This is a genomic window from Acidovorax sp. sif1233, assembly GCF_019218755.1.
Classification (GTDB): Bacteria; Pseudomonadota; Gammaproteobacteria; order Burkholderiales; family Burkholderiaceae_C; genus Acidovorax.
In genome coordinates this window covers 1-20,845 of the sequence record NZ_JAHUWZ010000011.1, presented here as the reverse complement: position 1 = coordinate 20,845, position 20,845 = coordinate 1, and the positions used below count along the sequence as shown (strand labels likewise).

General features: G+C 55.1%; 24 protein-coding genes. 23 read left to right on the top strand and 1 reads right to left on the bottom strand.

Going from position 1 to position 20,845, the window contains the following annotated elements; all coding sequences use genetic code 11:
* Positions 1-38: 38 nt before the first annotated feature.
* A complete protein-coding gene (locus KW843_RS24635) occupies positions 39-824 on the bottom strand; it encodes a hypothetical protein (protein ID WP_121944287.1) in 786 nt (261 codons plus the stop codon).
* Between the two features lie 454 nt (positions 825-1,278).
* Between KW843_RS24635 and KW843_RS24630 the strand changes: the two genes are divergently transcribed.
* The 23 genes from KW843_RS24630 (at position 1,279) to KW843_RS24520 (ending at position 20,140) form a co-directional block, all read left to right on the top strand.
* Positions 1,279-2,466 carry a hypothetical protein gene (locus KW843_RS24630; protein WP_147455752.1) on the top strand — a complete coding sequence of 396 codons (1,188 nt, stop codon included), beginning with the start codon at positions 1,279-1,281 and terminating at the stop codon, positions 2,464-2,466.
* 664 nt (positions 2,467-3,130) lie between these two features.
* Positions 3,131-3,910, top strand: a complete 780-nt coding sequence (locus KW843_RS24625) for a hypothetical protein (protein WP_218297777.1) — start codon at positions 3,131-3,133, stop codon at positions 3,908-3,910.
* A 284-nt stretch (positions 3,911-4,194) separates the two neighbouring features.
* Positions 4,195-4,962, top strand: coding sequence for a hypothetical protein (locus KW843_RS24620; protein WP_147455754.1), 768 nt, complete (start codon positions 4,195-4,197; stop codon positions 4,960-4,962).
* Between the two features lie 188 nt (positions 4,963-5,150).
* The gene (locus tag KW843_RS24615) at positions 5,151-5,540 is read left to right on the top strand and encodes a hypothetical protein (protein ID WP_218297776.1); all 390 of its coding nucleotides are present in this window, start codon (positions 5,151-5,153) and stop codon (positions 5,538-5,540) included.
* Positions 5,541-5,673: 133 nt separating this feature from the next.
* A complete protein-coding gene (locus KW843_RS24610) occupies positions 5,674-6,354 on the top strand; it encodes a site-specific integrase (protein WP_218297775.1) in 681 nt (226 codons plus the stop codon).
* A 306-nt stretch (positions 6,355-6,660) separates the two neighbouring features.
* Complete coding sequence (locus tag KW843_RS24605; RefSeq protein WP_158605802.1) at positions 6,661-6,819, top strand: hypothetical protein; 159 nt, start codon at positions 6,661-6,663, stop codon at positions 6,817-6,819.
* A 551-nt stretch (positions 6,820-7,370) separates the two neighbouring features.
* On the top strand, positions 7,371-7,679 hold the full coding sequence (locus KW843_RS24600; protein ID WP_218297774.1) for a hypothetical protein: 309 nt from the start codon (positions 7,371-7,373) through the stop codon (positions 7,677-7,679).
* Positions 7,680-7,695: 16 nt separating this feature from the next.
* On the top strand, positions 7,696-7,893 hold the full coding sequence (locus KW843_RS24595; protein WP_218297773.1) for a hypothetical protein: 198 nt from the start codon (positions 7,696-7,698) through the stop codon (positions 7,891-7,893).
* Positions 7,894-7,911: 18 nt separating this feature from the next.
* On the top strand, positions 7,912-8,115 hold the full coding sequence (locus KW843_RS24590) for a hypothetical protein (protein ID WP_218297772.1): 204 nt from the start codon (positions 7,912-7,914) through the stop codon (positions 8,113-8,115).
* 16 nt (positions 8,116-8,131) lie between these two features.
* Positions 8,132-8,329 carry a hypothetical protein gene (locus KW843_RS24585; RefSeq protein WP_218297771.1) on the top strand — a complete coding sequence of 66 codons (198 nt, stop codon included), beginning with the start codon at positions 8,132-8,134 and terminating at the stop codon, positions 8,327-8,329.
* A gap of 14 nt (positions 8,330-8,343) precedes the next feature.
* The gene (locus tag KW843_RS24580; protein WP_218297770.1) at positions 8,344-8,490 is read left to right on the top strand and encodes a hypothetical protein; all 147 of its coding nucleotides are present in this window, start codon (positions 8,344-8,346) and stop codon (positions 8,488-8,490) included.
* Between the two features lie 16 nt (positions 8,491-8,506).
* Complete coding sequence (locus tag KW843_RS24575; protein WP_218297769.1) at positions 8,507-8,701, top strand: hypothetical protein; 195 nt, start codon at positions 8,507-8,509, stop codon at positions 8,699-8,701.
* A 1,309-nt stretch (positions 8,702-10,010) separates the two neighbouring features.
* Positions 10,011-10,769, top strand: a complete 759-nt coding sequence (locus tag KW843_RS24570) for a hypothetical protein (RefSeq protein WP_218297768.1) — start codon at positions 10,011-10,013, stop codon at positions 10,767-10,769.
* 19 nt (positions 10,770-10,788) lie between these two features.
* Positions 10,789-11,925 carry a toxic anion resistance protein gene (locus tag KW843_RS24565; protein ID WP_121944298.1) on the top strand — a complete coding sequence of 379 codons (1,137 nt, stop codon included), beginning with the start codon at positions 10,789-10,791 and terminating at the stop codon, positions 11,923-11,925.
* 98 nt (positions 11,926-12,023) lie between these two features.
* Positions 12,024-12,737: a hypothetical protein gene (locus KW843_RS24560; RefSeq protein ID WP_147455756.1), complete on the top strand. Its 714-nt coding sequence runs from the start codon at positions 12,024-12,026 to the stop codon at positions 12,735-12,737.
* Positions 12,738-13,136: 399 nt separating this feature from the next.
* Positions 13,137-13,559 (top strand): hypothetical protein, encoded by a 423-nt coding sequence (locus KW843_RS24555; protein ID WP_218297767.1) that lies wholly within the window; start codon positions 13,137-13,139, stop codon positions 13,557-13,559.
* A gap of 466 nt (positions 13,560-14,025) precedes the next feature.
* A complete protein-coding gene (locus tag KW843_RS26865; RefSeq protein ID WP_233584418.1) occupies positions 14,026-14,532 on the top strand; it encodes a hypothetical protein in 507 nt (168 codons plus the stop codon).
* A gap of 693 nt (positions 14,533-15,225) precedes the next feature.
* Complete coding sequence (locus KW843_RS24545) at positions 15,226-15,534, top strand: hypothetical protein (RefSeq protein ID WP_121944301.1); 309 nt, start codon at positions 15,226-15,228, stop codon at positions 15,532-15,534.
* Positions 15,535-15,605: 71 nt separating this feature from the next.
* Positions 15,606-17,498, top strand: coding sequence for a DUF4942 domain-containing protein (locus KW843_RS24540; RefSeq protein WP_218297766.1), 1,893 nt, complete (start codon positions 15,606-15,608; stop codon positions 17,496-17,498).
* Between the two features lie 293 nt (positions 17,499-17,791).
* On the top strand, positions 17,792-18,460 hold the full coding sequence (locus KW843_RS24535) for a hypothetical protein (RefSeq protein ID WP_218297765.1): 669 nt from the start codon (positions 17,792-17,794) through the stop codon (positions 18,458-18,460).
* Between the two features lie 72 nt (positions 18,461-18,532).
* The gene (locus KW843_RS24530; protein WP_218297764.1) at positions 18,533-18,811 is read left to right on the top strand and encodes a hypothetical protein; all 279 of its coding nucleotides are present in this window, start codon (positions 18,533-18,535) and stop codon (positions 18,809-18,811) included.
* Entirely contained in the window at positions 18,795-19,409 is a 615-nt protein-coding gene (locus KW843_RS24525; protein ID WP_218297763.1) for an AAA family ATPase, read from the top strand. Before KW843_RS24530 ends, KW843_RS24525 begins: the two co-directional genes overlap by 17 nt.
* A gap of 98 nt (positions 19,410-19,507) precedes the next feature.
* The gene (locus tag KW843_RS24520; RefSeq protein ID WP_218297762.1) at positions 19,508-20,140 is read left to right on the top strand and encodes a hypothetical protein; all 633 of its coding nucleotides are present in this window, start codon (positions 19,508-19,510) and stop codon (positions 20,138-20,140) included.
* Positions 20,141-20,845: the final 705 nt, after the last annotated feature.

The window sequence follows — 20,845 nt, the reverse complement described above, 5'->3', positions numbered from 1 at the left end:
TGGGCACAGTCGGAACCCCTGCCTGTAACCCCTCATGATCAACCTGGTGGCATGAGCAGGTCAGGCACATTCGCGCTGTCCCACATCCAGGCTGGCCAAGATCGCGCGCCGTCCGAATTCCTTATCTCGCCCATGCGTAAGGCACCGGCAGCGACACCGGCACCGAAAGCCTCCAGCGGAAGCCTCAGGAAGGGTTCGGGACGATCAGTCGGATAGACCACGACCCTTTGCCCTTCTTCATCGCCTACGGGCCCAACCAGGGGCATGCATGGCATGTCCTCAAGGGCCCGGTTCATGGCCTCATCGATGGACCAGCCCTGCGTCATCAAGAATCGAATCCTGCTGTTCCCCAGAGCTTTGAAGTGAGCATCCCGCACCAGCCACACGACAGATACCCCACTGGCTCGGTAGCGCGCGGTCCTGCTCCGGTAGTCGTCCCAGTGCTGTTGGGCCAATTGCACTTCGACAGCAAGAGGCCCGCGTGTCGTCTGCACCAAAACGTCTGCCTGCCATTCCTCGCCCGATGGTGTCGCGCCAGGCTGCTCGACCCTGGCTTGGTGGCCAGCGGCCCGCATCCCGAGCACCAGTTTGATCTTGGCGATTTGGTGCTCGACGGATTCTGGGGCTGTAACCCCGGCCATGCCTGGTGCAGCAGCAAAGAACTGGAGACCACGCACGCTGCGCTTGAGAATGGCCGGTATGCGGTGGCGGCCGATGACAAAAGTGCCTATAGGCAGCTTGCGCCATTTAGCCCAGACATCCGAGGTGGTGGTGAACGACTCGACTTCCAGGCCTGTCGCCGCGACGGTTGCGATGAGAGTCATGCGGTGATTGTCTTCCTGCAGGCCACGTAGAGGTAGAGTGTATTGCTCGGAAACGGCGCTTGAAGTGCGTAGATATGGCCAAGTGACGTTCGCCTGGATTTACGTGGCGAATGACTCTCATGGAACGGGCACGTCCCCCATCACCAAAGCACTTGGTGTCAATTGCAAAAACCAGATGCACTTGACCACCGAGTCCGCTGCCTTTGTCGTAGCAGCACAGCCAACCATCACAGCATGAGGTTATCGACAGGGCTCTGTTCCTTGTTGCCAGCTCCTAACAGTCTCACTATGATTCGTGCTTCGGTCCAGGAGACCGAAGCGGACTTAGGGGCCGCTGCGCTGGCGTGCAGAATCTTGACGAGAACCCCAAAGAATTGCTTCCCCACACCCTCTCCACGATTCATCCTCCCTCGTGGTGATAGCCAGCGTCACCGCGATAACCAGGAAGAATCGCATGGCTATCCCCGCTTTCGTCTTTTCGTCTGGAAACCTGCCCAAGCTCAAAGCCAAGCAGCTTTCGAAGGCATTCCCCCATCTCAAACTTTCGGCCGCACAAGAAGCGACAGCTCTGGCCTTGGGCTATTCATCATGGTTTGAATGCTCGCAACGTGGGCTGCTAGGCCAGCCGAGCCCCTCCGATCAGGATGCAGGGTTGACTGTGCGTGTGGCCAGGTACTACCACCAGGCAGGTGTGCTCATGAAGATCGGCATCACGCCAAGCGAGGCTGATCGCTGGGTGCGCACATGGGGACTGACAGGTCAATCGACCTTGGCCCCTGAATACGGGCGCCCAAGGTACTGTGTTTGGAACGAAGCACTTGAGCGATTTGAGCGCGGTGAAATTGACGAGTCCCTTCTTCTAGAAGAGTTCGGCGAGCAGTGCTACTCAAAGTATCCCGAAATTGATCGCCCCCAGCGAGTCTGTCCGGGGGTCATCTTAGGCCCCATGGGAAAGTACCCGCACTATGTCGTTGACCCCGCAATAGCCGCGCAGATTCCAATCTATCTGCGCGGTCCCCATAGCAACTTTCACTACGAAGATGATGGCGACGTGTTGGCGATGTGCGTTCCTGGCTTCCCGGCTGGTAAAGCAATGGAAAAGATTTTCCCCAGGCTCAATCGCATTCAACATGAATGGCACTTTGGAACCAAGCATCCAGAAGCAAGCGATAAGTCCATCTCCAAACTGGTTGCAGCAGCAATGGCGCGCCCTGATGAACTCATGGTGGTATCCCAACGCTGGATGCCTACGCCAGGTGGGGAATACGACCACAGTCGATATGCATTGGCTTGCCTTCGAGGATCTGATTTCGCGGCATTCTTAAATACAAAAGGGGTCATTGATCCATCTTCTGTCATCTGGTTTCGCGACGTGGAACTGTCCAGGCACTTCGAAGAATGGAGCGATTGGTTGGATGGCTTTGTGTGGGGACCAGAGCTTCCGCCGTTGCCCGTGTTCGAGGGGGCAAGGAAACACCAACCCAGCGTTCCACTGTATAGCTATCCCTTCATGAAAGCTCCCATGTCGGGAGATGAGTATGGCGGGAATTCAGAGCATCATTGTCTGCTCCCTCTGGATGAAGACTACGACGATGAGTACGCGACTGATGAAGCCGATTTCGTTGGGGAAGTGAATGGTTGAAAGCAAGACCCCTGTTCAAGGGTTTGGTGAGGCTGCAGAGGCAGATGTTCTCCACCAGATACCTGAAGACGAGCGAGTATGGTTCGCCGACCGTGAGAGGTTGGGATGGGTGTTCTGCGTGGGCTTGTCGCGCTACGCGTCGGAGAGGTCTGGGCGAAAGACTGGGGCTATGTTTAGACTGGTCACGCCGGCAACTGGAAAGCCAAACTTCGAGTGCCGGTTGCAGTGCTCGGTGGGCTCCAAGTCTGTGACACTGACCTCAGGGCCATGTGGATCTTCACGCGAAGCTTTCGAGCGCGCTATGGGCCAAGCAGCGGGGCTTCCGTTTCATGATGAATTGAACTGGCAGGAGGCACTTCGTGAAAAGGTGCCTTTCGATGGCATGAGGGCTCCTAAGTTTGTGAACTCGGTTGCAATCGGCATGCCTGCAATCGTCTGTTCTCTGCACTGGGGCAATAGGGAGCACTCTCGTGAGGTGCATTCAAGCAGCCATGTCAGTCGCGTGGATGCCTTCAACGACGCTATTGAACTAGCACTGGCCATGGGCCCTGCGCCCGCAGCGTCCCTGGCATCAGTTAAGCAAGTGCCCAGTGCCCGACCCATTGCTTGGGTTTCTGCTGTTCGATCTCAAACGGGAGATCGGCTAGGTGGAGCCCAGGTGTCCGTGGACTTTCTTGCCGCTGGAGCCGATGTGATTTGCCGAATCGATTGGGGTAATGCGTCACGTCGCAGTGTTCAGTCCCAGCCAAAGGCGACCCGCGTGGTAGCGTTCGATCAAGCCATGTTGCTCTTGAAGCGCACATTGGTCGAGTCTACAAATCAAGATCCGCCCGTGGTTGTCCCACGACCAAAGTCGGGACCCATGGGGGCGCAGGACAGAGCATTGCTCTCTGAGGCGAAGGAGCGCTGGGGCGTTGAGCGCGCCTGGTTGATGAGGCTCCACAATCCTTCCACTGCGCAGATCCAGCGGCTCCATGACTTGAACACATTTCAGGTTTTGCTTGACAGCTTGCGGTGCTACGAAATTGATCGCGGGGCTCGCGATGTAGCGTTGGGCCGCATCACCAGGGAGCTGCAGCGCATTCATGGTGAACAGACCGATTCGGCAAAGCGTATTCGGTTCGCTGCCAGTTTGCGAGCGCTACTTGGAAAGCGTTTTGCTGAGGCTGGAGAGGCGGTTACCTTGACGCCATCTTTCGCCAACCAGGTCATGTCTCGTGGGTATCCGCCAGACATTGTTATTCAGGAGCTGGTGAAAGAGCAGTTGCTCAGACTGACGCCTACGGGCACTTTGTCAGTGTCAACGCTCGGGGCGAATCTACTTGAACGCCATATCGGTATAGACGTGAGTCCCGGTAGCGTGGGGTCGAGTTTGCCGCAGGGAGTCATGAGGATGCTCCTGGAACTCAAGGACGCAAAAGCCGAAGGCGCAGCGTGGATATAGAACACCCTTGAAGTGGCCCCGGAAAGAAGCGGGTTACGGGTAACCCTTTCCGATATTCCTCGATATCGAGGCTGCATGCGGCCTGGCGTGCCAAATCGGGGGCTCATCCATCCTCTCTAGCTCCTGCGCTCACGCACGCACCTCGCGCATGCATTTGTAGCTGACACGCCACATGTTTTTCACCTCAGGAAACAGCGTTGCAACGGGTGAAAGAACCCCTTGCCTTTGCCTCTGGACCGCCCCAGACTGGTCATGTTCTGACAGAAAGGCATGTGATGGGGGGCTTGGAAAAATCTCTGGTGGACAAGTGCCTCAGGCGTGCGCTCGATCCGAGCGGCATGCCCTATACGGAGCACCGCCTGGTTGAGCGGTGTTCGCTGGACATCTCCTATCATGGCCAGGAAGCTCGGACCTCAGTCCGAATGAAGGGCGTGCGAGGGTATGGGCTCAAGAAATGCAGGCGACTCTTGCCATCGGGCCCGCCGGGTGAGATCAAGCATGCCACTTCTGGGCTGCTCCACATCGACTTCCCCTCGGTTGCATTGTTGGCCGCATTGCGTGGCCAGTCGGTCGCTCATCATGCGCTCGCGGGTTTCTACATGGGCTATTCAGGTGCTCGGTATCCGCAGCAGATGCCAGTGGAATTGGGCGGGCAGTTTGCGCAGCAGCACCTCGAAGTAGAGATTGACCTTGATGTCGTTGAAGCGCTCATCCAGAACAATCCCCCAGGCCCCTTTGGGAACTCCCGACAGGTCATCTTCGATTTGCTGGAGGTCGAGCACATCGCTCGCAAACGGCGCTGGAAGCGCGTGGATCTGGCCAAGTGGCGTTCGGCTGGCTTGACGTGGCCATTGGTTCGCTTGGAACGGGCACCCCCAGTAGCACCAAGGCCCTTGGTGGCCACCTACCGAGTGTCCGAGCGTCACGCACGGTTGTTGCGTCTGTTTGACCAGGCCGACGAAGCGGGCAAGGGGCGCATCGAGCAGGCTGCGGAATCTGCTGTGTCTGCTGCGTTTGCCGTGTCTGCTGAATCGGGTATTAGCGCGCTATGAAGTTTGCAGGGCGACTTTTGCGTCAAGTGAGCGTCTCCGGCAGTGGAGCGGGCTGGAGCTTGGATGCTGAAACTTGGATCTACCGAGCCACGAGCTGGACTGATGAAGCCCTGGAGCATTTGGGGCCTTGCCCAGATCCTGTGAGGGTGGTCATGGATGCACCGGGGAGGCGGGCGACCCGTGTATCGGTGTATGACCGCAATCTGCTGCTTGTGACGATGGAGCGCCCCCCGCTGGCCGCAAGGGATGATGGCTTCTTCTGGCGTTCAGTGCGTGTCGAGTGGCGGGCCCGCATTGCGGGAGATCGCCGGCACTTGGCGACATCTTTGATGATGCATGTCGGCGGTAACCCAAGCATCCATGACACGCATGGTGCAACACACATCGGCTACTCCTACGATCACGAGCGACCGGGCAAGACTTTTGTTTATCCTGAGTGGCCACCCAAGACCGCAGTGCTTTTCCAGCGAATCGAGCGCGCACACGAGCCCCGCGAAGCCATCATCGACATATCGCCAACAGCGGCGCGATGGGGCGAGGTGATCGCCCCCACCATCAGTCTGCAGTTTGTGCCGTAGCCAGTGATCTGGGGGCAGGCCCCGCCTTCCGTCTTTCCTCTATGTCGAGGAACTGCGCGGGATATGATCGAAAAAGAGCCTGCACCGGTCTCTCTCTGCTTTTCGTCCACACCATCGAATTACAGAGAGCCGCATGACCGAGATCACTCGCGCAAAGACCCTGCACCAAGGGCAATTCACCCGCCTCATCAAAATCACCCAGGCCACCTCTCGGTACCCGGAACGTGATGTTCTTGTGCTGATGCTGGGGCACCACTGCGGCATGCGCATCACCGAGATTTCGCGCCTGACCGTGGCCGATGTGATGCATGCGTCTGGCAAGCTGCGCAGCGAGATCAGCATGCGCGAAGCGATCACAAAGGGGTGTCGCCAGCGATGCGCGTACCTGGCCTCCAAGCCAGCCATCCACGCCCTGGAGGCCTACCTGAAGTACCGGATCGAGCGCGGCATCGGCACAGTCGTCGGCTCAGGTCCGTACAGTGGCTTGCTGCCGCATCAGCCGTTGATCTACAGCAGCCGGGGCGACGGTATGTCCCAGAACACCAAGCGGCGAGTGCTTGAGACTGGCGAAGAAAAAGCCTACCGGGCATGCGACTCGCTGCAGGCACATGTGACCAGGCTGTACCAGCGCGCAGGCATCAAGGGCGGTTCCAGCCATTCTGGTCGCCGCACGTTCGCCAGCAGAGTGCTGGCCACAACGGGCGACATGGAGGCCGTTGCCCAACTCCTTGGGCACTCCAGCATCGACTGCTCACAGCGATACGTGGATATCAATGAGGAGACCATCTGCGACATGTTCGCGAATGCTGTTTAGCTTAACGGCTGGATGTGTATCATCGGGGCTATGAACAAACACCAGTTTGATTTTCTTGCACGCAAGCTGCGATCAAAGGAGCCAGCGATCAGCGCTGCGCGGCTCGTTCTTCTTCACGGAGTTCCCCCAGCAGAGGCCGCAAAGTCCACCGGCATCAGCATTCAGTCGCTTTCACGCAGTCTGAAGTCGTTTAGGGAGATGCACACGGAGATTGTGAATCTCTACTGTGAGCCATCAAAAGATGCTTGACACTTAACGGCTAGAGGATAACAATAGAGCCTCAAACGCAGTCTAGGACATCAGACCATGAAGCCAACAACACTGACCAAGAGCGAATGCGTTCGCCGCGCTCGCAACCTGAACCAGCAGGCGGTTTCATACCGCTTGGGCGGCCAGATGAAGTGGGCTCGTGAACTGGTGCAGAAGCGCAAGCAGTACATGGCCGCAGCGCGGCTTTTTGCTTAACCGAGGCAAGGACGCTAACCATGATTCGGACCAAAGAGCAGCTGGTCACAGCCCTTGGCAACGGGAAGCGCTTGCATGGACATGCGGGTTCGCGTCCTTCGGCTCCATGGAGATACGAGGTTGATGGCGTGACTGTCCATGGGAACGCATTCCACGCTGCGGACAAGGCTGGTTTGCTTGCCTGCGTGGTAAGGCACTGGAACCACAGCACATACCGCGCAAAGCGCGCCCCAAAGGCCACGGCCTGAACCAAGGAAAGACATGGGACAAATCCACACTCTTACGGTTTCGACATGCAGGCTTGATGCCGGTTGTAGAGCCACGTTGACGACAATGCTGAACAATGGGTGGACCAAGGCGCACACGCCGTATACGACAACCCAAAATGTTCTCTCGCTCGCTGAACTGGGCCACTTACTCCAGCACGGTGGGTTGCCTTTGCAATCGGGGCCCATTTCAACGCTTCAGAGCTACTCATCTCCACGGTTTGGCCCCGGCGCTGGCACCGATGTTTCCTTCCAACTGAACGTTGATCTTGTATAGGAAACCAAATGAATAGCACTATCTGGGTTCCATTGGTTGGAATTTGGTTGTTGGGGATGTTTGCAGCGGCAATAGTCGTGCGCACGCGAAGCATTCGCTATTGGCTGACAACCGCTGTCGATCTGGCGGTTTTTGCGGGCTTGTGCATTGCCGTGGTGGCGGGCATGACAACGATCTCTGAGAGATCGCAAGAGTTGCTTGGCGTTCCGACCGCTTGGGTGAACTTTGCCTGGTGCCTGGTTTGTCTGCGTGGATTGCTGATCCTAAAGAATTGGCACGAGCACGGCAAGGCTAGAGCCATAGCAGACGCGACCTGAAACCGAGGTAAAAGCAGTGAGACCCGAACCGCGCAGAAGCGTCAACCGACGCAAACTCAAGAAGATCGCCCGCCGCTGCTGCGACTCTGTGGCTACTGATGCGCTGGACCGTGCGATTGCCCGTGGTGTCGTCAGCAAGTCAACGGTGCAGCGCATCGCTCAACGCTGCAGTGATCACCATGCGACCGATGCGCTCGATGCGCTGATCGCCTAGTCGAGGAAAGCTGCTGAGATGAACGAACTGACCGATGGCGGGTACGAGATGCTTCGGGCCGCAGTCAACGCTGCGCGGCAGTTCCATTGCCAGAGCGTCAAGATACTGAAGGACCGCCTCCTGCTGGCCTTTCCCGGCCGTGAAGTCGAGATCAACGAGGCCATCCAATTTTGGGCTGAAAGCGTGCGCCAACGTCACCCCAACGGCGTATCTGCCAACTAAATCGGAAACCGCAGACATGAAGCTCAGTGAACCTCAAGACTTGCTTGTCCAGAAGATGAAGGGCGGGGCGGAGTTACAACACCATTTGGACACCGGGCTGTTCCGGCTGCGTGATGCCATCACAACCCGCACCGTCCACCCCGCTACGGTGGAGTCTCTTGTGCGCTCGGGCGTGATCATCAAGTCGCTTGATGGTTCGTGCCGACTGGCCTGAAAGGAAAAAGCCGCATGACACACGACCAAGCGAGGGCGGTCCTGGCGGACGCCGAGGCCACTATCATGGTGGACGAAGAGGCGGGCACGGCGACGATCAGCGGTACGGTGACCATCGAAGAGTTGCAGGCTATTTCACAGCTGCTTGAGTACGCCGCCTAACTTAAGCAAACGACCCATGATGACATCTGACCCGCAGACAAGAGAAGAAGTCGAAGCATTCTTGCGCGCCAAGCTGGCTTCTGATGAAGTGGCACCAGGCCTTTATGACCTGGGCTTAGGATATGTCGCTGTGGATCTCGTAGGCGCTGATGTGAGATTCAGATGGTTCGATGAAGCCATAAACTTCAACGATCTGTTGTTGACGAACTGAGCACGGAATAGGTATGGACACATCAGCTGTCGCCGCGAATCTGGCAGGTCTTGCCCCTTTTTCCGTTCTAGCTTGGTTCTTGGTACTTCCGCGAAAAGGTGAATCACTCCTGAGCAGGATCGGCTGGTGGCCTTTAGCTGCCGTAGTGATCGTCCCACTTGGGGGATTCCTTGCTGCGGCAGTGGGCCTCGCGTTTGATGAGCCGCTTCGGTTGGCTCCCTTCTCGTGGATTGATCGGCCGCTGTTCGCCATCAAAGTGATATTGGCGTGTGCTGTTGTGGGGGCTGGCTGGAGCTACGGCATTACATGTCTTGTCGCTCAGGTACTGCACCGCCACGGTTGGACAAAAATTCCACCAAACCTTTTGGCCAGTACATCTAGATCCTCTCAGGTCTCCAACTGAACGGGAAGCTGTCATGAAGTGTCAGTACGGTTTCGGTCTTTTGAGCGCACTGCTGGTCGCTTTTTTGGCCGTGGTCGCAGCGACCACTGTCTATGCAACCTGGGGACCGGTGTACGAAGTGCAATGCGTAGAGCCATCGGTCCATGAGCTTGAGGGGGCCAAGAGAATCAACGAACTGGTGTCCAGTCCGTTTGGTGACGAGTACATGCCGAAACCGAAATGCTCAAAGGTATTTGTACGTTGAGTCAATGGAAATCACGGTTAGAGAGTATGAAAAAAAACAGTCTTGCACGGTGGAGGGCTTGGTACTGGCTTACATGCGCGTCTCTAGGGGCTGATTTGCGCCTGTCGAGTAGTTAGGCCGAAGAATGCGCGTAACACTTTACATATGCATAGTGACTCCCTTCATTCCGACGATCTGATCCAGGTAAGTGCTGATGGAAAGACGGTTTGGATTCACTCGCCAAATGATGGGTCCACCGTGGGTCGGTTTTCAAAAAAATTCGGCATGGATGTTCACACAACCGTTTCAGAGCAACTTCAAGGAGCAGGTCAATGTCTATGCTGTACCCACGAACCTCCTACTAAATACGAGTGGGAGCATTTCGTTCGGCTGATGCACGAGCATCACGGGATCATCGTTCCTACTGATCTGATCGATTTCCAATAATGAGTATCTTGATCAGCACATGGCAATGCTGATGACGTGTCAGATCCCCCTTGAGGAATCGGACGCGCGAGTCTAAACGTCACGTTTTTCCTTGCTTTTCGCCCCCCTTTCGCAGGGTCTGGCTCTTCACAATCCTCTTTACTGCATCGGCGGGACAGCACGCAGCAGGACCTTCAGCACTGTCGGTCGGCGGTGGTCTGCTAGACCGAAGCCCAAAGTTCGACTGGAGCTAGAGAATGGAAATAGAAGAACTGAAGAGTGTTGTTCTGCCAGCGCTTTTCGACCAGCCAACCAAAATTGGAGAGTACGGCGCGACGGAAAGTAATGTTGAAGTCCTGAATGACATCTCAAACCTCATGGAAAGCGGGGCGGTTGGAGCCCTAGCCGGTCATATCTCCGAAATCGTTTCAAAGCTGACAGACGCTGACCCAGAGAAAGTGGCCAAAAAGACGAATTGGCTTGGGAAGTTTTTGGGCAACGAAGTTGAACGCCAGGTTCGCTACCAAGTCGCGCGTAAAGCGCTGGACGAACTGCTCTTGGATGCTGAGGTCGTGGCTCAACGAGTCAAGGACACACTGACCTCTATAGAAGTGCTCATAAAGAGCCACGGAATGGAGACGCAACGTCTTCGCAGGCTCATTCAAGCTGGCCGTGAATATCTCGATGAAAACCCACAAGTTGGAGTAGCGAACACAGGCGAACTCCAATTTGATAAGCCACGCGAGCGATTTGCCCGGAAGCTGGCCAACCTAGCAACGCTCCTTGCCTCGCACGAGATGAGCGTGACACAGATGATGCTCACGCGTGCCCAAGCGGTGGACATGCTCGATAGATTCACTGAGACCTCTAGTGTCTTGGTGCCCGTCTGGCGCCAGCACACCCTCGCCCTCATCTCAACGAAAAGCATGAGCCCATCGATGGTGGCTGAGGCAAGCAAAGCGCACCAGGCCTTGATGCGCAGCCTTTCTCAGAGCCTCGAAGGCATTGAACACTAAACAGACTCAGGATTCGACTATGACCAACGCCCTTCAGACCGCTTCATCCGAAAAATTCCAACTCAGCGCCACCACTCTCAAGGAACTCGGCCTTCAAGACTCCGACGCTGGTGACGTTCGCCAGGTGGCCCAGAAGATTCAACCATCAAATCCAGCGTCAGTTTCTGAATTTGGACGTGCAGTTGCAGAGCACACTTCGCGCTACGCAGACAGCCTGCTCGATCAGGTGCGTAATCGGGATCTGGATGAAGCTGGTGTGAAGTTAACTCAGGTCGTAAACATAGCTCGCTCGTTGAATGTCGGCCCGCTCTCGGATAAGCGATCACGACTGCCGGTAATTGGACCTCTGCTCGATAAATTCCGACTTCGCACATCGAATCTGATGAGTCAATTTGACACTACTCGTAGTCAAATTGAAGCGTTGATTGAAGAGGTTAAAACCACACAAACTAATATTCAACAGCGTAATGCTGGCCTCGAAGACATGTTCTCTTCAGTGCGAGATGAGCACAGGCTGCTAGGTATTCATATTGCTGCTGGACGCTTACGCCTTGATGAATTGCGCGAATTGGCCCAAGAGCAGCGCAGCGACATTGGGAATGATCCTGGACGAGTCCAGGCTTTGTCAGATCTGGACGCTGTGATCGCAAATCTGGACAAGCGCATTGGAGACTTGGTGGCGCTCCAGCACTCTGCGATGCAGAGCTTGCCGACCATTCGCATGGTTCAAGCGGCGAACACGATGCTGGTTGATAAATTTCACACTATTCGTGAAATTACTGTTCCGGCGTGGAAAAGGCAGTTCATGCTTTCATTGACACTGAATGAGCAAAAGAATGCCGTTCAGTTGGCAACCCATATTGATAATACGACAAACGATCTTTTGAAAAGAAATGCTGAGTTACTTCATCGCAATTCTGTCGAAACAGCCAAAGCTAACCAGCGCCTTGTTATCGACGTTGAAACGCTGAAGGATGTGCAGAACACTCTGATCAAAACTGTCGAGGATGTCATAAAAATTCAACAGAGTGGCGTAGATCAGCGAAAGAATGCAGAGCGTCAAATCGAAGCGATGCGAGCCGATCTGCGCGCTCGATTGACCCGCAATCCTGGCAAGGAGCAAATTGCCTCCGAGGTCACCGATGAGCGTATTTGATCCGGTAGTTGCGCAACAAATTGATGTTTTGCGGCAAAGCAATGCAAATGTGAAAAGAATCGTGAAGCTTACTGCGCGCAGAAACCGGATTATATAAAATGCCTAGAAAGAAACGCAAAAGCCCACCAGTTTCCTTTCGCGAAATTCTGCATACCGGCTCCGGGATTAAAAATGCCACCATAGCGAAGCAACTGGAATGGTTGGATCTGCGTGGTGCATATCTTCAGCGTGCTGGTTGGTTCGGGTTCGCCTTGATCGCGTTGGCGATTGCATTTACCTTACTGCATCGTGAATGGGTCCCAGGCGAAACGACCAAAATCTACTATCCAGCACCGCTGCAAGTCTTGTTTAATGTTGAGCTTGCGCATGGTGTGCGGAGGCCCACCGAAAACCTCATCAGGCGCGCAGAGGCTGGTGATGTAAGTGATGTCAAAGCAATACTTTCCGAAAAGAAGCTCCTGGCGCAAGGGTATGCTCATTTGCTTCTCTTTCAAGTGGCTAAACAATCAAATTCTTCACTTGCCGGGATAGATCTGCCTCTTGCAGCTAAATATGCCTTTGACAATAAGGAGGTGCCAACTGAAGTACAGATAAACATTGAGTTGGCTGCATTTGGCGAGGTTAAAAGTGTGCGTGCCATAGATAGGTACAAAGAGCTAAAAGAAGTTGTTGATTCAAAAGTATATCGAAAAAGGAACGCAATCATCTTTTCATCAGTAGGCGGAATTGTCTCACTTTTACTTCTATTGGTTGGGGGTTTGCTTCAATTCAAATCTCGCAGGATTTCAACTCTTCTCAAAGCCTTGCAGTGAAGAAAGATCAGAAATGAAAATCGAAGCTAGTGTCACGCTGTAAGAATTTGAAGAAATGGAGACTGATGCAGATAGGTTGTCTTAATCAATCCGCTATGTGATTGAGGGGGGTATAAAAGATGAGACAGGTACCTTGTATTTGTCGGGGGTGGCCCTTGCTGTTCACGTTAAGAATGATCAATAGATTCATCAAAACTGCTCGCAACTGCGAAAACCCGTCTACTGCTTACTTGTGCTGGCACTGCCGTAAGGGGGGCTGCTTGTGGATTTCTGGAGTCCTTCGCAGACCTCCTCTCTCTTGGCTGTATAGTCAAAAGTTCGTGACAGATGTAGGCTGAAATGTAGGCGGGCTCTAGTCGGACCATCCTATCGAATTTATAACCACCAAAGGGGACTGCAGTGAGCGCTGAAAATAAAGTATCAACAGAGTCTGTTTTGCAAGATGCGCTGCTTCTTTTGGATGAGGTGTCGTCGTATCTGAAACGGCTTCCTACCGTTCCTGTTACTCTGCAATTGGCCCGGAAGGTGGATGGTTTCACCGCAGATCCTCACCGAAGAACGGCCATCCGAATTGCAAAAGAGACTGCATCGGAGCTTGAGATGAGGAGTCAGACGCGCTCTGCTGTAACATTCACCCCGGCCGGGTTGCCATTGATTAAAGTCGCAGTGAATGGTGATGTCGTCAGGATTTCCCTTGCAGAAACTTTTGCAAAACATGCCGATGTTGGGAGCAATATAGACAATGGATTAGTCAATACTGCCATACGTCAACTTGAGTCTGGAGTCGAACTAACACTTGATCAGAAGAAGCTTGATTTCTGACCGAGACAATTCAAATTCAAAATGGTCAATAGGATTTACTGCGATAGAGATGGTCTTGCCCATCCATGCAGGGCAGGGCAGTTTTGACGCCAACCGACGCTTCAGGTGGAGGATCACTTGCAGACAGCGGGCTCGGCCAGAAGTACCAGGGTGTGCGTGGCGTAGAACGCCCCAGGCGATCTGGAAGGTCGTTACACCGATTGCTACCTTGCTTCGGTGGACATCCACTACCCCTCGGATACAATGAGGAACGGTCCATGGGGCCCATGAAAAGTGACTTCGAAAGCTGAGCATCCTTCGATGCTTCCGAAGACACTTTTTTGGTGAACGGGGTAATCCTGTCCATCTTGAACCTCGCAACCACCGAGGAAAACGTGGCCATCAGTGAGGTTCGCCTCACAAACTTCAACCTTCGCGGGGCACTTCCCCGTGTGGGTGTGCTCCGCGCTAACGCTAGGAGCACTTTATGGAAATCCGTTACTGGTTTCAGGCCGCAGGCCTTCAATACGAGGACTATCGCCATAGTCCTATCTATCGCGCACATTGCGTGACAGCCAACTTTATGGCGCGCTGCCTGCGAGACCGGGGAGAGCGCTTGAATGCTTGGATGCCAGACAACGCTGCGTCACGCTTTCGAATGCTTCGCCCTCATCGCACCGATGGGGCAAATGCATTGCGCCGGCAAGTAGCTGCCATGGTCCGCGCTGAGCGACGCAGAATCCGTCAATACGGCCATGTGATGCGAAGCCTTCCTCCTGAAGCAAATAGCGCCTACCTGGCAGCTCATGCTGAGGCATCGAAGGCTTTAGCGCGTGGCGAAATCCGCGCCTTCTCTGTTTGCAATGATGTGGCCCTCGGCCGCGTGATTCACTACGAGACACACCAAGGCTGGATGCCAGATCCCGTCTACAGCGATCTGCATGACGACAGCACGCAGCAAGAAGCTGTGTTCGAGTCTTCAGCTGGGTTCTGATTCCTGAGCACTTCACCTGCTTTCTGAGCGCCCTGGTCGATGACTGGGGCTTTTCAGTCGGCTGTCTCCCTCAACGGGCCTATACCGCCTTTGAGGGGGTGTAGGCCATCTGTCCTACGCCATATGGAAGTTCTCGATCTCAATCCAGCCATGCTTGTTCGTGCCCCCTCCACAACCTCTGCAGAGGAGCATCCCGATGCTTCCCAGAAAGTGGCCATTCTGAAGTGCTGCTGCTGCGGCGGTTTCACGCGCGGTCGCCAATTCAGCAACCAAGATCTGGGCTTCGGCCTTGGCTCTTGCTGCGTCGAATTTGTGAGGCCTCGTGTAGATGACATGGAGGCAACCTATGGAGTCCTTGGAGTCCACTACTTTGCAGCCGTGCCCGCGCCAACGCCCGCACCACTTCCACCAGAACCCCTGCGCCGATAGGCCCATGTAGCGCCCCTTGGCTACCTGGTGCGCATCGGCTCACTCTGGTTTTCAAGTCAAAGAAGCTCAGGCTTCTTTGCATGCCACCTTCGATGAGGAGGGCATGCAAAGACGCTTTGAACGGCAACAGGTAATCTGTTCCGACAAACCTCTGAGCTGTGGAGGACATCACAGCATCCAAAGCAGAACTTGTTCTGCGACATCAACCCTGACGGGCGTTCGCTGCCCGAGGGGTCAGCACGTCTGTCTCATTCAGGAGGCAGTATGCAAATTTCGGAATCTCGATCCATCGAAGACGCCAAGCGCATCGTTGCGCAGCTATCTTTTGGCGCCCGTATCACCCCTTGGGAGGCAAGCAATGCACCCCAGTGGGAATACGCTGATTTCATCGTTGGTGATCACACCCTGCGTGTCGGTGTTTCGACTGGGGGAGTGATTTCTTTCAACGGTGACCCTTTCACTCTGTCGAAGCGCCAGATGTGTGTGACCTACGAGACTGCTCGTCAGTCTCTTGCGGAACGTCTTGCCCAAAAGGTCCTGCAGAGCAGGCCTGTTGGCGCGGCAATTCAGTAATCATTTTTCCAACCCCTGCGGGACCTTCTTCCCGCATTGGGGGGTGGTCTCGCTTACCCAAGGAGATCACCATGAGAGATCAGCTTCAGTATTACCCCACTGGCGTGCGCACTGCAGCAAAGGCCTGGGCCAAGTTTCGACGGCCTGTCCGTCACCTGTGCGACCCGAGCGCCGGCAAAGGGCACCTGATTCGCCATGCCCAAGAGGGCTTCCCTGGCGTACCCGACGATGAGTTGCCATGGGTAGCTGAGATCGAGGACACCGAGTTACAGGAGGGTCGATTTAGAACGCGCCTGCGCGACTACGCGCGGATGAAGTTCTCCAACCTGAAAGAGGTATCTGCGATTGAGATTGACATGCAGCATCACTCGTCGCTGAAGGAGTTGGGCGCCAAGATCATTGGCTACGACTTCCTTCAGGTCAGTAGCCTGGCAACGGTGTCAAATCTGATCATGAACCCCCCATTCCAGCAGGGATGTGCTCATGTGCTTCACGCTTGGGATGTCCTCTACGACGCTGAGTTGGTGGCCATCATCAACGCAGAGACCATTCGAAATCCGTTCTCCCAAGATCGGCAGCGCCTCTGCTCTTTGATTGAAAGCCATGGGTCCGTGGAGTTTCTTCAAGACGAGTTCACTGACGAGGTTGAGAGAACGACCAGCGTTGAAATCGCGCTGATCTACTTGGAGAAGATTCCCGGCCAGTACCTGGATGTCGATGCGTTGATGGGAAACCTGAAGCGGGGAGACAACCGGTACAGCGAGATCGATGTGGACACCTGCAATGCACTCGCACTGCCAGGAAATTTCATCCAAGACACATGCTTTCGCTTTGAACAAGCGGTTGCAGCAGCACGCCGCGCGAGTGAAGCTATCGCCATTTCCGATCACCTATCCGCAGGGTTGGGTGTGACCTTGGAGGAGATGCAAACCAAGGGTGTGGGAAGCGACTTCCGAGAGGTCTCTGGATCGATACGAGAAGCCGCCAACAATGACTTCAAAGTCCGGTATGACGACCTCAAAAAACGGGCGTGGGCGCAAATTCTGCGATCAACGTTGTTGACTGACAAGCTGAGCAATCAGGCGCGTCGCAAGGTCGAGGCCTCCTCTCAAGAGATCTACAACCTGGAGTTCAACGCGGCCAACATCCACGGCTTTTTGAGTGGGGTTGCACAGTCTCTCGGCGACATCTACCAGGAGATGATCCTGATGCTGTTTGACAGCATCATCGAGCGCTCTTCGGACAACGCGGTTTTCTACAAGAGCTGGAAGTCAAATCAGAAGCATCGGATTGGGATGAGGCTGCGCAAAACGCGTTTCATTCTTCCAAGGTTTCGGGTCGGCTTCTCAAAAAACTTGGACTATGAAGACGAGCGGTTTTTGGCCGACATCGACAAAGCCTTTCACTACCTCCATGGTGGGGTAGGGGAGTTCGACGGTTTGGTTCAAGCGTGTCGAAAGAATCCTCTTGGAACGGGTGAGCGCTTTAGTTCTCGGTACTTCGAGTTTCGCCACTACAAAGCCGGGACCATGCACTTCTACCCTAAATCGGAGGAGGTCATGAACAAGCTCAACCGCTTTGTCGGCAGGCTCAGGAACTGGCTACCAGGCGACATGGAGGAGGCCAACAGTGACTTCAAAAAGCAGTACGAGAAGGGTGAGTCCTTTACGGAGGAGTATCTGGCGGCTTGCCGAAAGGCTCGCACCAGTATTTACGACCGGGACAACCAGGCGTACAAGCTACTGCGAAGCGTGCAGGGCAAGGATTTCGGCGAGGGAACTCCTGAGCTGGATCGACTTGAACAGGCCATTGACCTGATTCACGAAAAGCATGGTTTGCACTGTGGTCCTGCCCTTACCGGCTCGACCGCTTCTACGGCCATCGCTTACCAACCGCAAATTGAAGAAGGTGCTACTCGCTCTACTACGAACGAGCCTGAGCAACTGCTTCTTTTGGCGGCTTGACCCTTACAGCCTAGAGATAGGCTGATTTCCGGCGCAGATGATCACCTCACGGTGGGCGTCTGCGGCTGGGCCTCCTCAATCGAGAGGAGGGTTTTCAGAGGGCTCCACGAGTCCTGTGAAAACCTGATTTTTCACCCTAGCGTAATGCTCAGGTGCAAAGCGGAGTTGACCGCGCCATTCCGGCAATCAACATCACCGTCCTGATTCAGGGCATTTCACCCTCAAACGAGGGTTTCACCGTCCGCAAGGTACTTCCCTTGTGGGGGACCTGGCGGCTCACCTGTGAGGTTCCTATGACGATTTATCTTGGCTCCACGCCATGCGAAGAAGAGTGCGCTTCCGTTGGCGATGAACACTACCAATCAGATGCTCGCATCGAGATCGGTGCGTACATCGACCAACTCAATCGGACCTTCCATTTCCACCGCAGTGATCTGGGGATCACCTTTCGGAAGAAACGTGAGTCACATGATTTCGGCGGCTACTACGAGGTAGTCGTGGATTTCGAAGGCTTCAACTGGCTCAGCTCACCGCTGGCCTATGTCATCGAAGAGCACACGCCGACAGAGTGGGATGTGATTGCCCTGCAGGAGATCATCTTGCGGACAATCTCGACCCATTTCCAACCGGAAGATCTTGGCCTTGACGGGCCTCTTGCTTGGATGAAGACGCCTGTGGTCTCTGTGCCGCAAGGGCGTCGGATGCTGGACCTTGTTCGCAAGGTCCGTACTGGGCGCTCTGTCTCCACCAATGAAGTGTCGGCAAACCTTGCGCTAGATCCAGAAGAGGAGACCTCGGAGCAAGCAGGCACACTGCAATTTGTTGTGGTGCTTGACGACCGCTCTGAGCGGCATTCCTTAACTGAGTTCGAATGCACTGCGCCTAGCGCCGAGCTGGCTATCGAACAGGCGAAATCCACTCATCCAAGCAATGAAGTGCTGATGCACTTTACGCGCGGATAAACCATCTCTCATCACCCCAACGGGCACACAGTCCGTTGGGACTGGTGCCTTCATTTTTGAAGGAGCTACATGATGAATATCCTGCTTGAGCGAGGGATCACCTTGACCAGGAGACCCAAACGGCTTACTCTGCACCGCATGAGCAAAGCACAACCAACGGCTTTCGGTTTGAACACCGCCCAATTGGCAGACCTTGCCAAACAGGCTGTTCGCGAAGCCGTGGCCAAGAACGTCCAGGCGGGCGTTCCAACGACCATTCTGCTGGATGGCCGAGTGCAGACGCTCGATGCGACTGACCCACGGCTGATACCGCTCGTGACTGGTCGGAGCGTCAATGTCCGCGCGTCGTAGCGGACCAAAAGAACCCCCTGTACTCACCGTTTTTGCTGGGCCGAATGGCTCAGGAAAATCAACTCTGACCAGCAAGCTTGTGTCTCAGTCTCGCATTGGCATTCTTGTCAACGCGGATGAGATTGCAGCGCGCATGGCTAGCGATGCAGGACTCTTGTCTGCTTCGGCCGACATGCAGTACAAAGCCGCTGTTGCGGCCGAGGCAATGCGCTGGTCATTGCTAGAGCAGGGGGTTTCGTTCACCACCGAAACGGTCATGTCAGATGAATCCCGATGGCTCAAGTTCTTTGTGAAGGCGCGCTCGTGCGGCTTCTTCATGAACCTGTTCTTCGTCACTACATCTGACCCGGCCATCAATGTGCATCGTGTCGCCGAGCGTGTTCTCCATGGGGGACATTCGGTAGATGCGGAGAAAATCGTGTCGCGCTATCACAAGACGCACGCTTTCCTTCCTCATGCACTTGCGTTGTTTGACCAGGCCTGGCTGTTTGACAACAGTCTTGAACCTGACCTGGTTCTTCAAAAAACAGTTGAGGAAGGGCTCACGGCGGTTGTTCCACGCGAACAGTTGCCAGCATGGGCCAACACCTTGATTTAGGCCCTACTGGGCTTTCCTGGGCCCTTCGCGGCCCAATCACAACCCTTGCGGGCGTGCATCCCGCTGGGGTTGCCGCTCGCTCCTTCTTGGAGATTTCAATGAGCATTTCAAACTATCACCTTCCCGCCGACCCCTACACTGACTGGAAGGGCAGCGAGGCGCCTGGCTACGTGCCAACGGTTCGCCAGCAACCGCTTCTCGATGCTTTTGCATCCGCGCGTGCTTCGGGACTGCGCTACACCGCAGATATCGCTCAGTTTGTAAGCAAGCACCTTTGCTTGACTGCTGAGGTCCTTGGACGGAACACGACCAATGTAGATGGTGGCGACTTCGGGCATGACCTGTTTTATGCCCGCTCGTGCTATGAGGCCATGCGTAAGCGTCAGAGCCAGATCGATGCCGCTGCTGTCATGGGCAACCTGCCAGTGGATTTGCCTCTGGGCGTCCTGGTCTTCAATGACCATAAACGCACCACTGGGGTGGTCGTCGTTGATTCCTCCGATCCTGAGCACATCCGACTGCGTGGCACACGCGGTAAATTGCGCCTGGAGTTCACCACTGATGCTGTCAGCATCAAGGGTGCCATAGAGCGCGCAGCTAGCAAGGGCTTGCGCAAGGACTCATTTGAGGTCTTTGTTGCAGGCCTGGCCACATCGGCTTCAGTTGAAGCTGATTTTGTGAAATGTGCGGAATCGGCACCCTCCGATTGCGACCTTTTCGCCACCTGCTGAGGCTCGGATATGAAGAAGTCCCCTGCCTCTCTCACTTACCGCAAGGCCCTGGACCGTGCCAAGACTTGCTTGTACATCGGGAGACCGGTCGAAGGTGATGATTTCAGTCCTCTTGAGATCGCAGTCGCTCAGATGCTCATTCATCAGCGACGACACCCGGACGTTTTGCAGCTTCGCCTGTCAGGATTCACTCCTGACTCTCGCTCACGCATTCGCCTCTATCCCTTGCTTGCGAGGTGATTGAGTCACTGCGTTGACCTAACCCCTCGTGCTTGGCACGGGGGGCTTTCCACAGCACCCTTTGTGGATGCTCTGGAAAGCCAGAATTAGCCCCCCCGCGTAATGCTGGAGGGATATGCGGTCACTGCCCGCGCCATTGGCAAAGCAGCTTCGGCGTAAGCCATAACCCACCCATTCGGGGCACCAGCTCCGAGGGGAGAGGTGTCTCGGTTTCATTACGGAGGCACCTATGCAAACTCTAGATCTCTTCGAGGTCGAAAAAGCGGCCGACACTCAACACTCATTGGTCCAGTTCTCACGAGAACAGCCAATGGACCGCGCTATGCGGCTCATCCGCGGTAAGCGGCCGGCGAACTCATCTTGAAGGACCTGCTGTGGTTGAGCACGATCGTGTGCACGCAAACGAGAGTGGACACGATGCTCAAAGACCCTCAGACACCCCGCTATGCGGTGCGGCGCACGCAC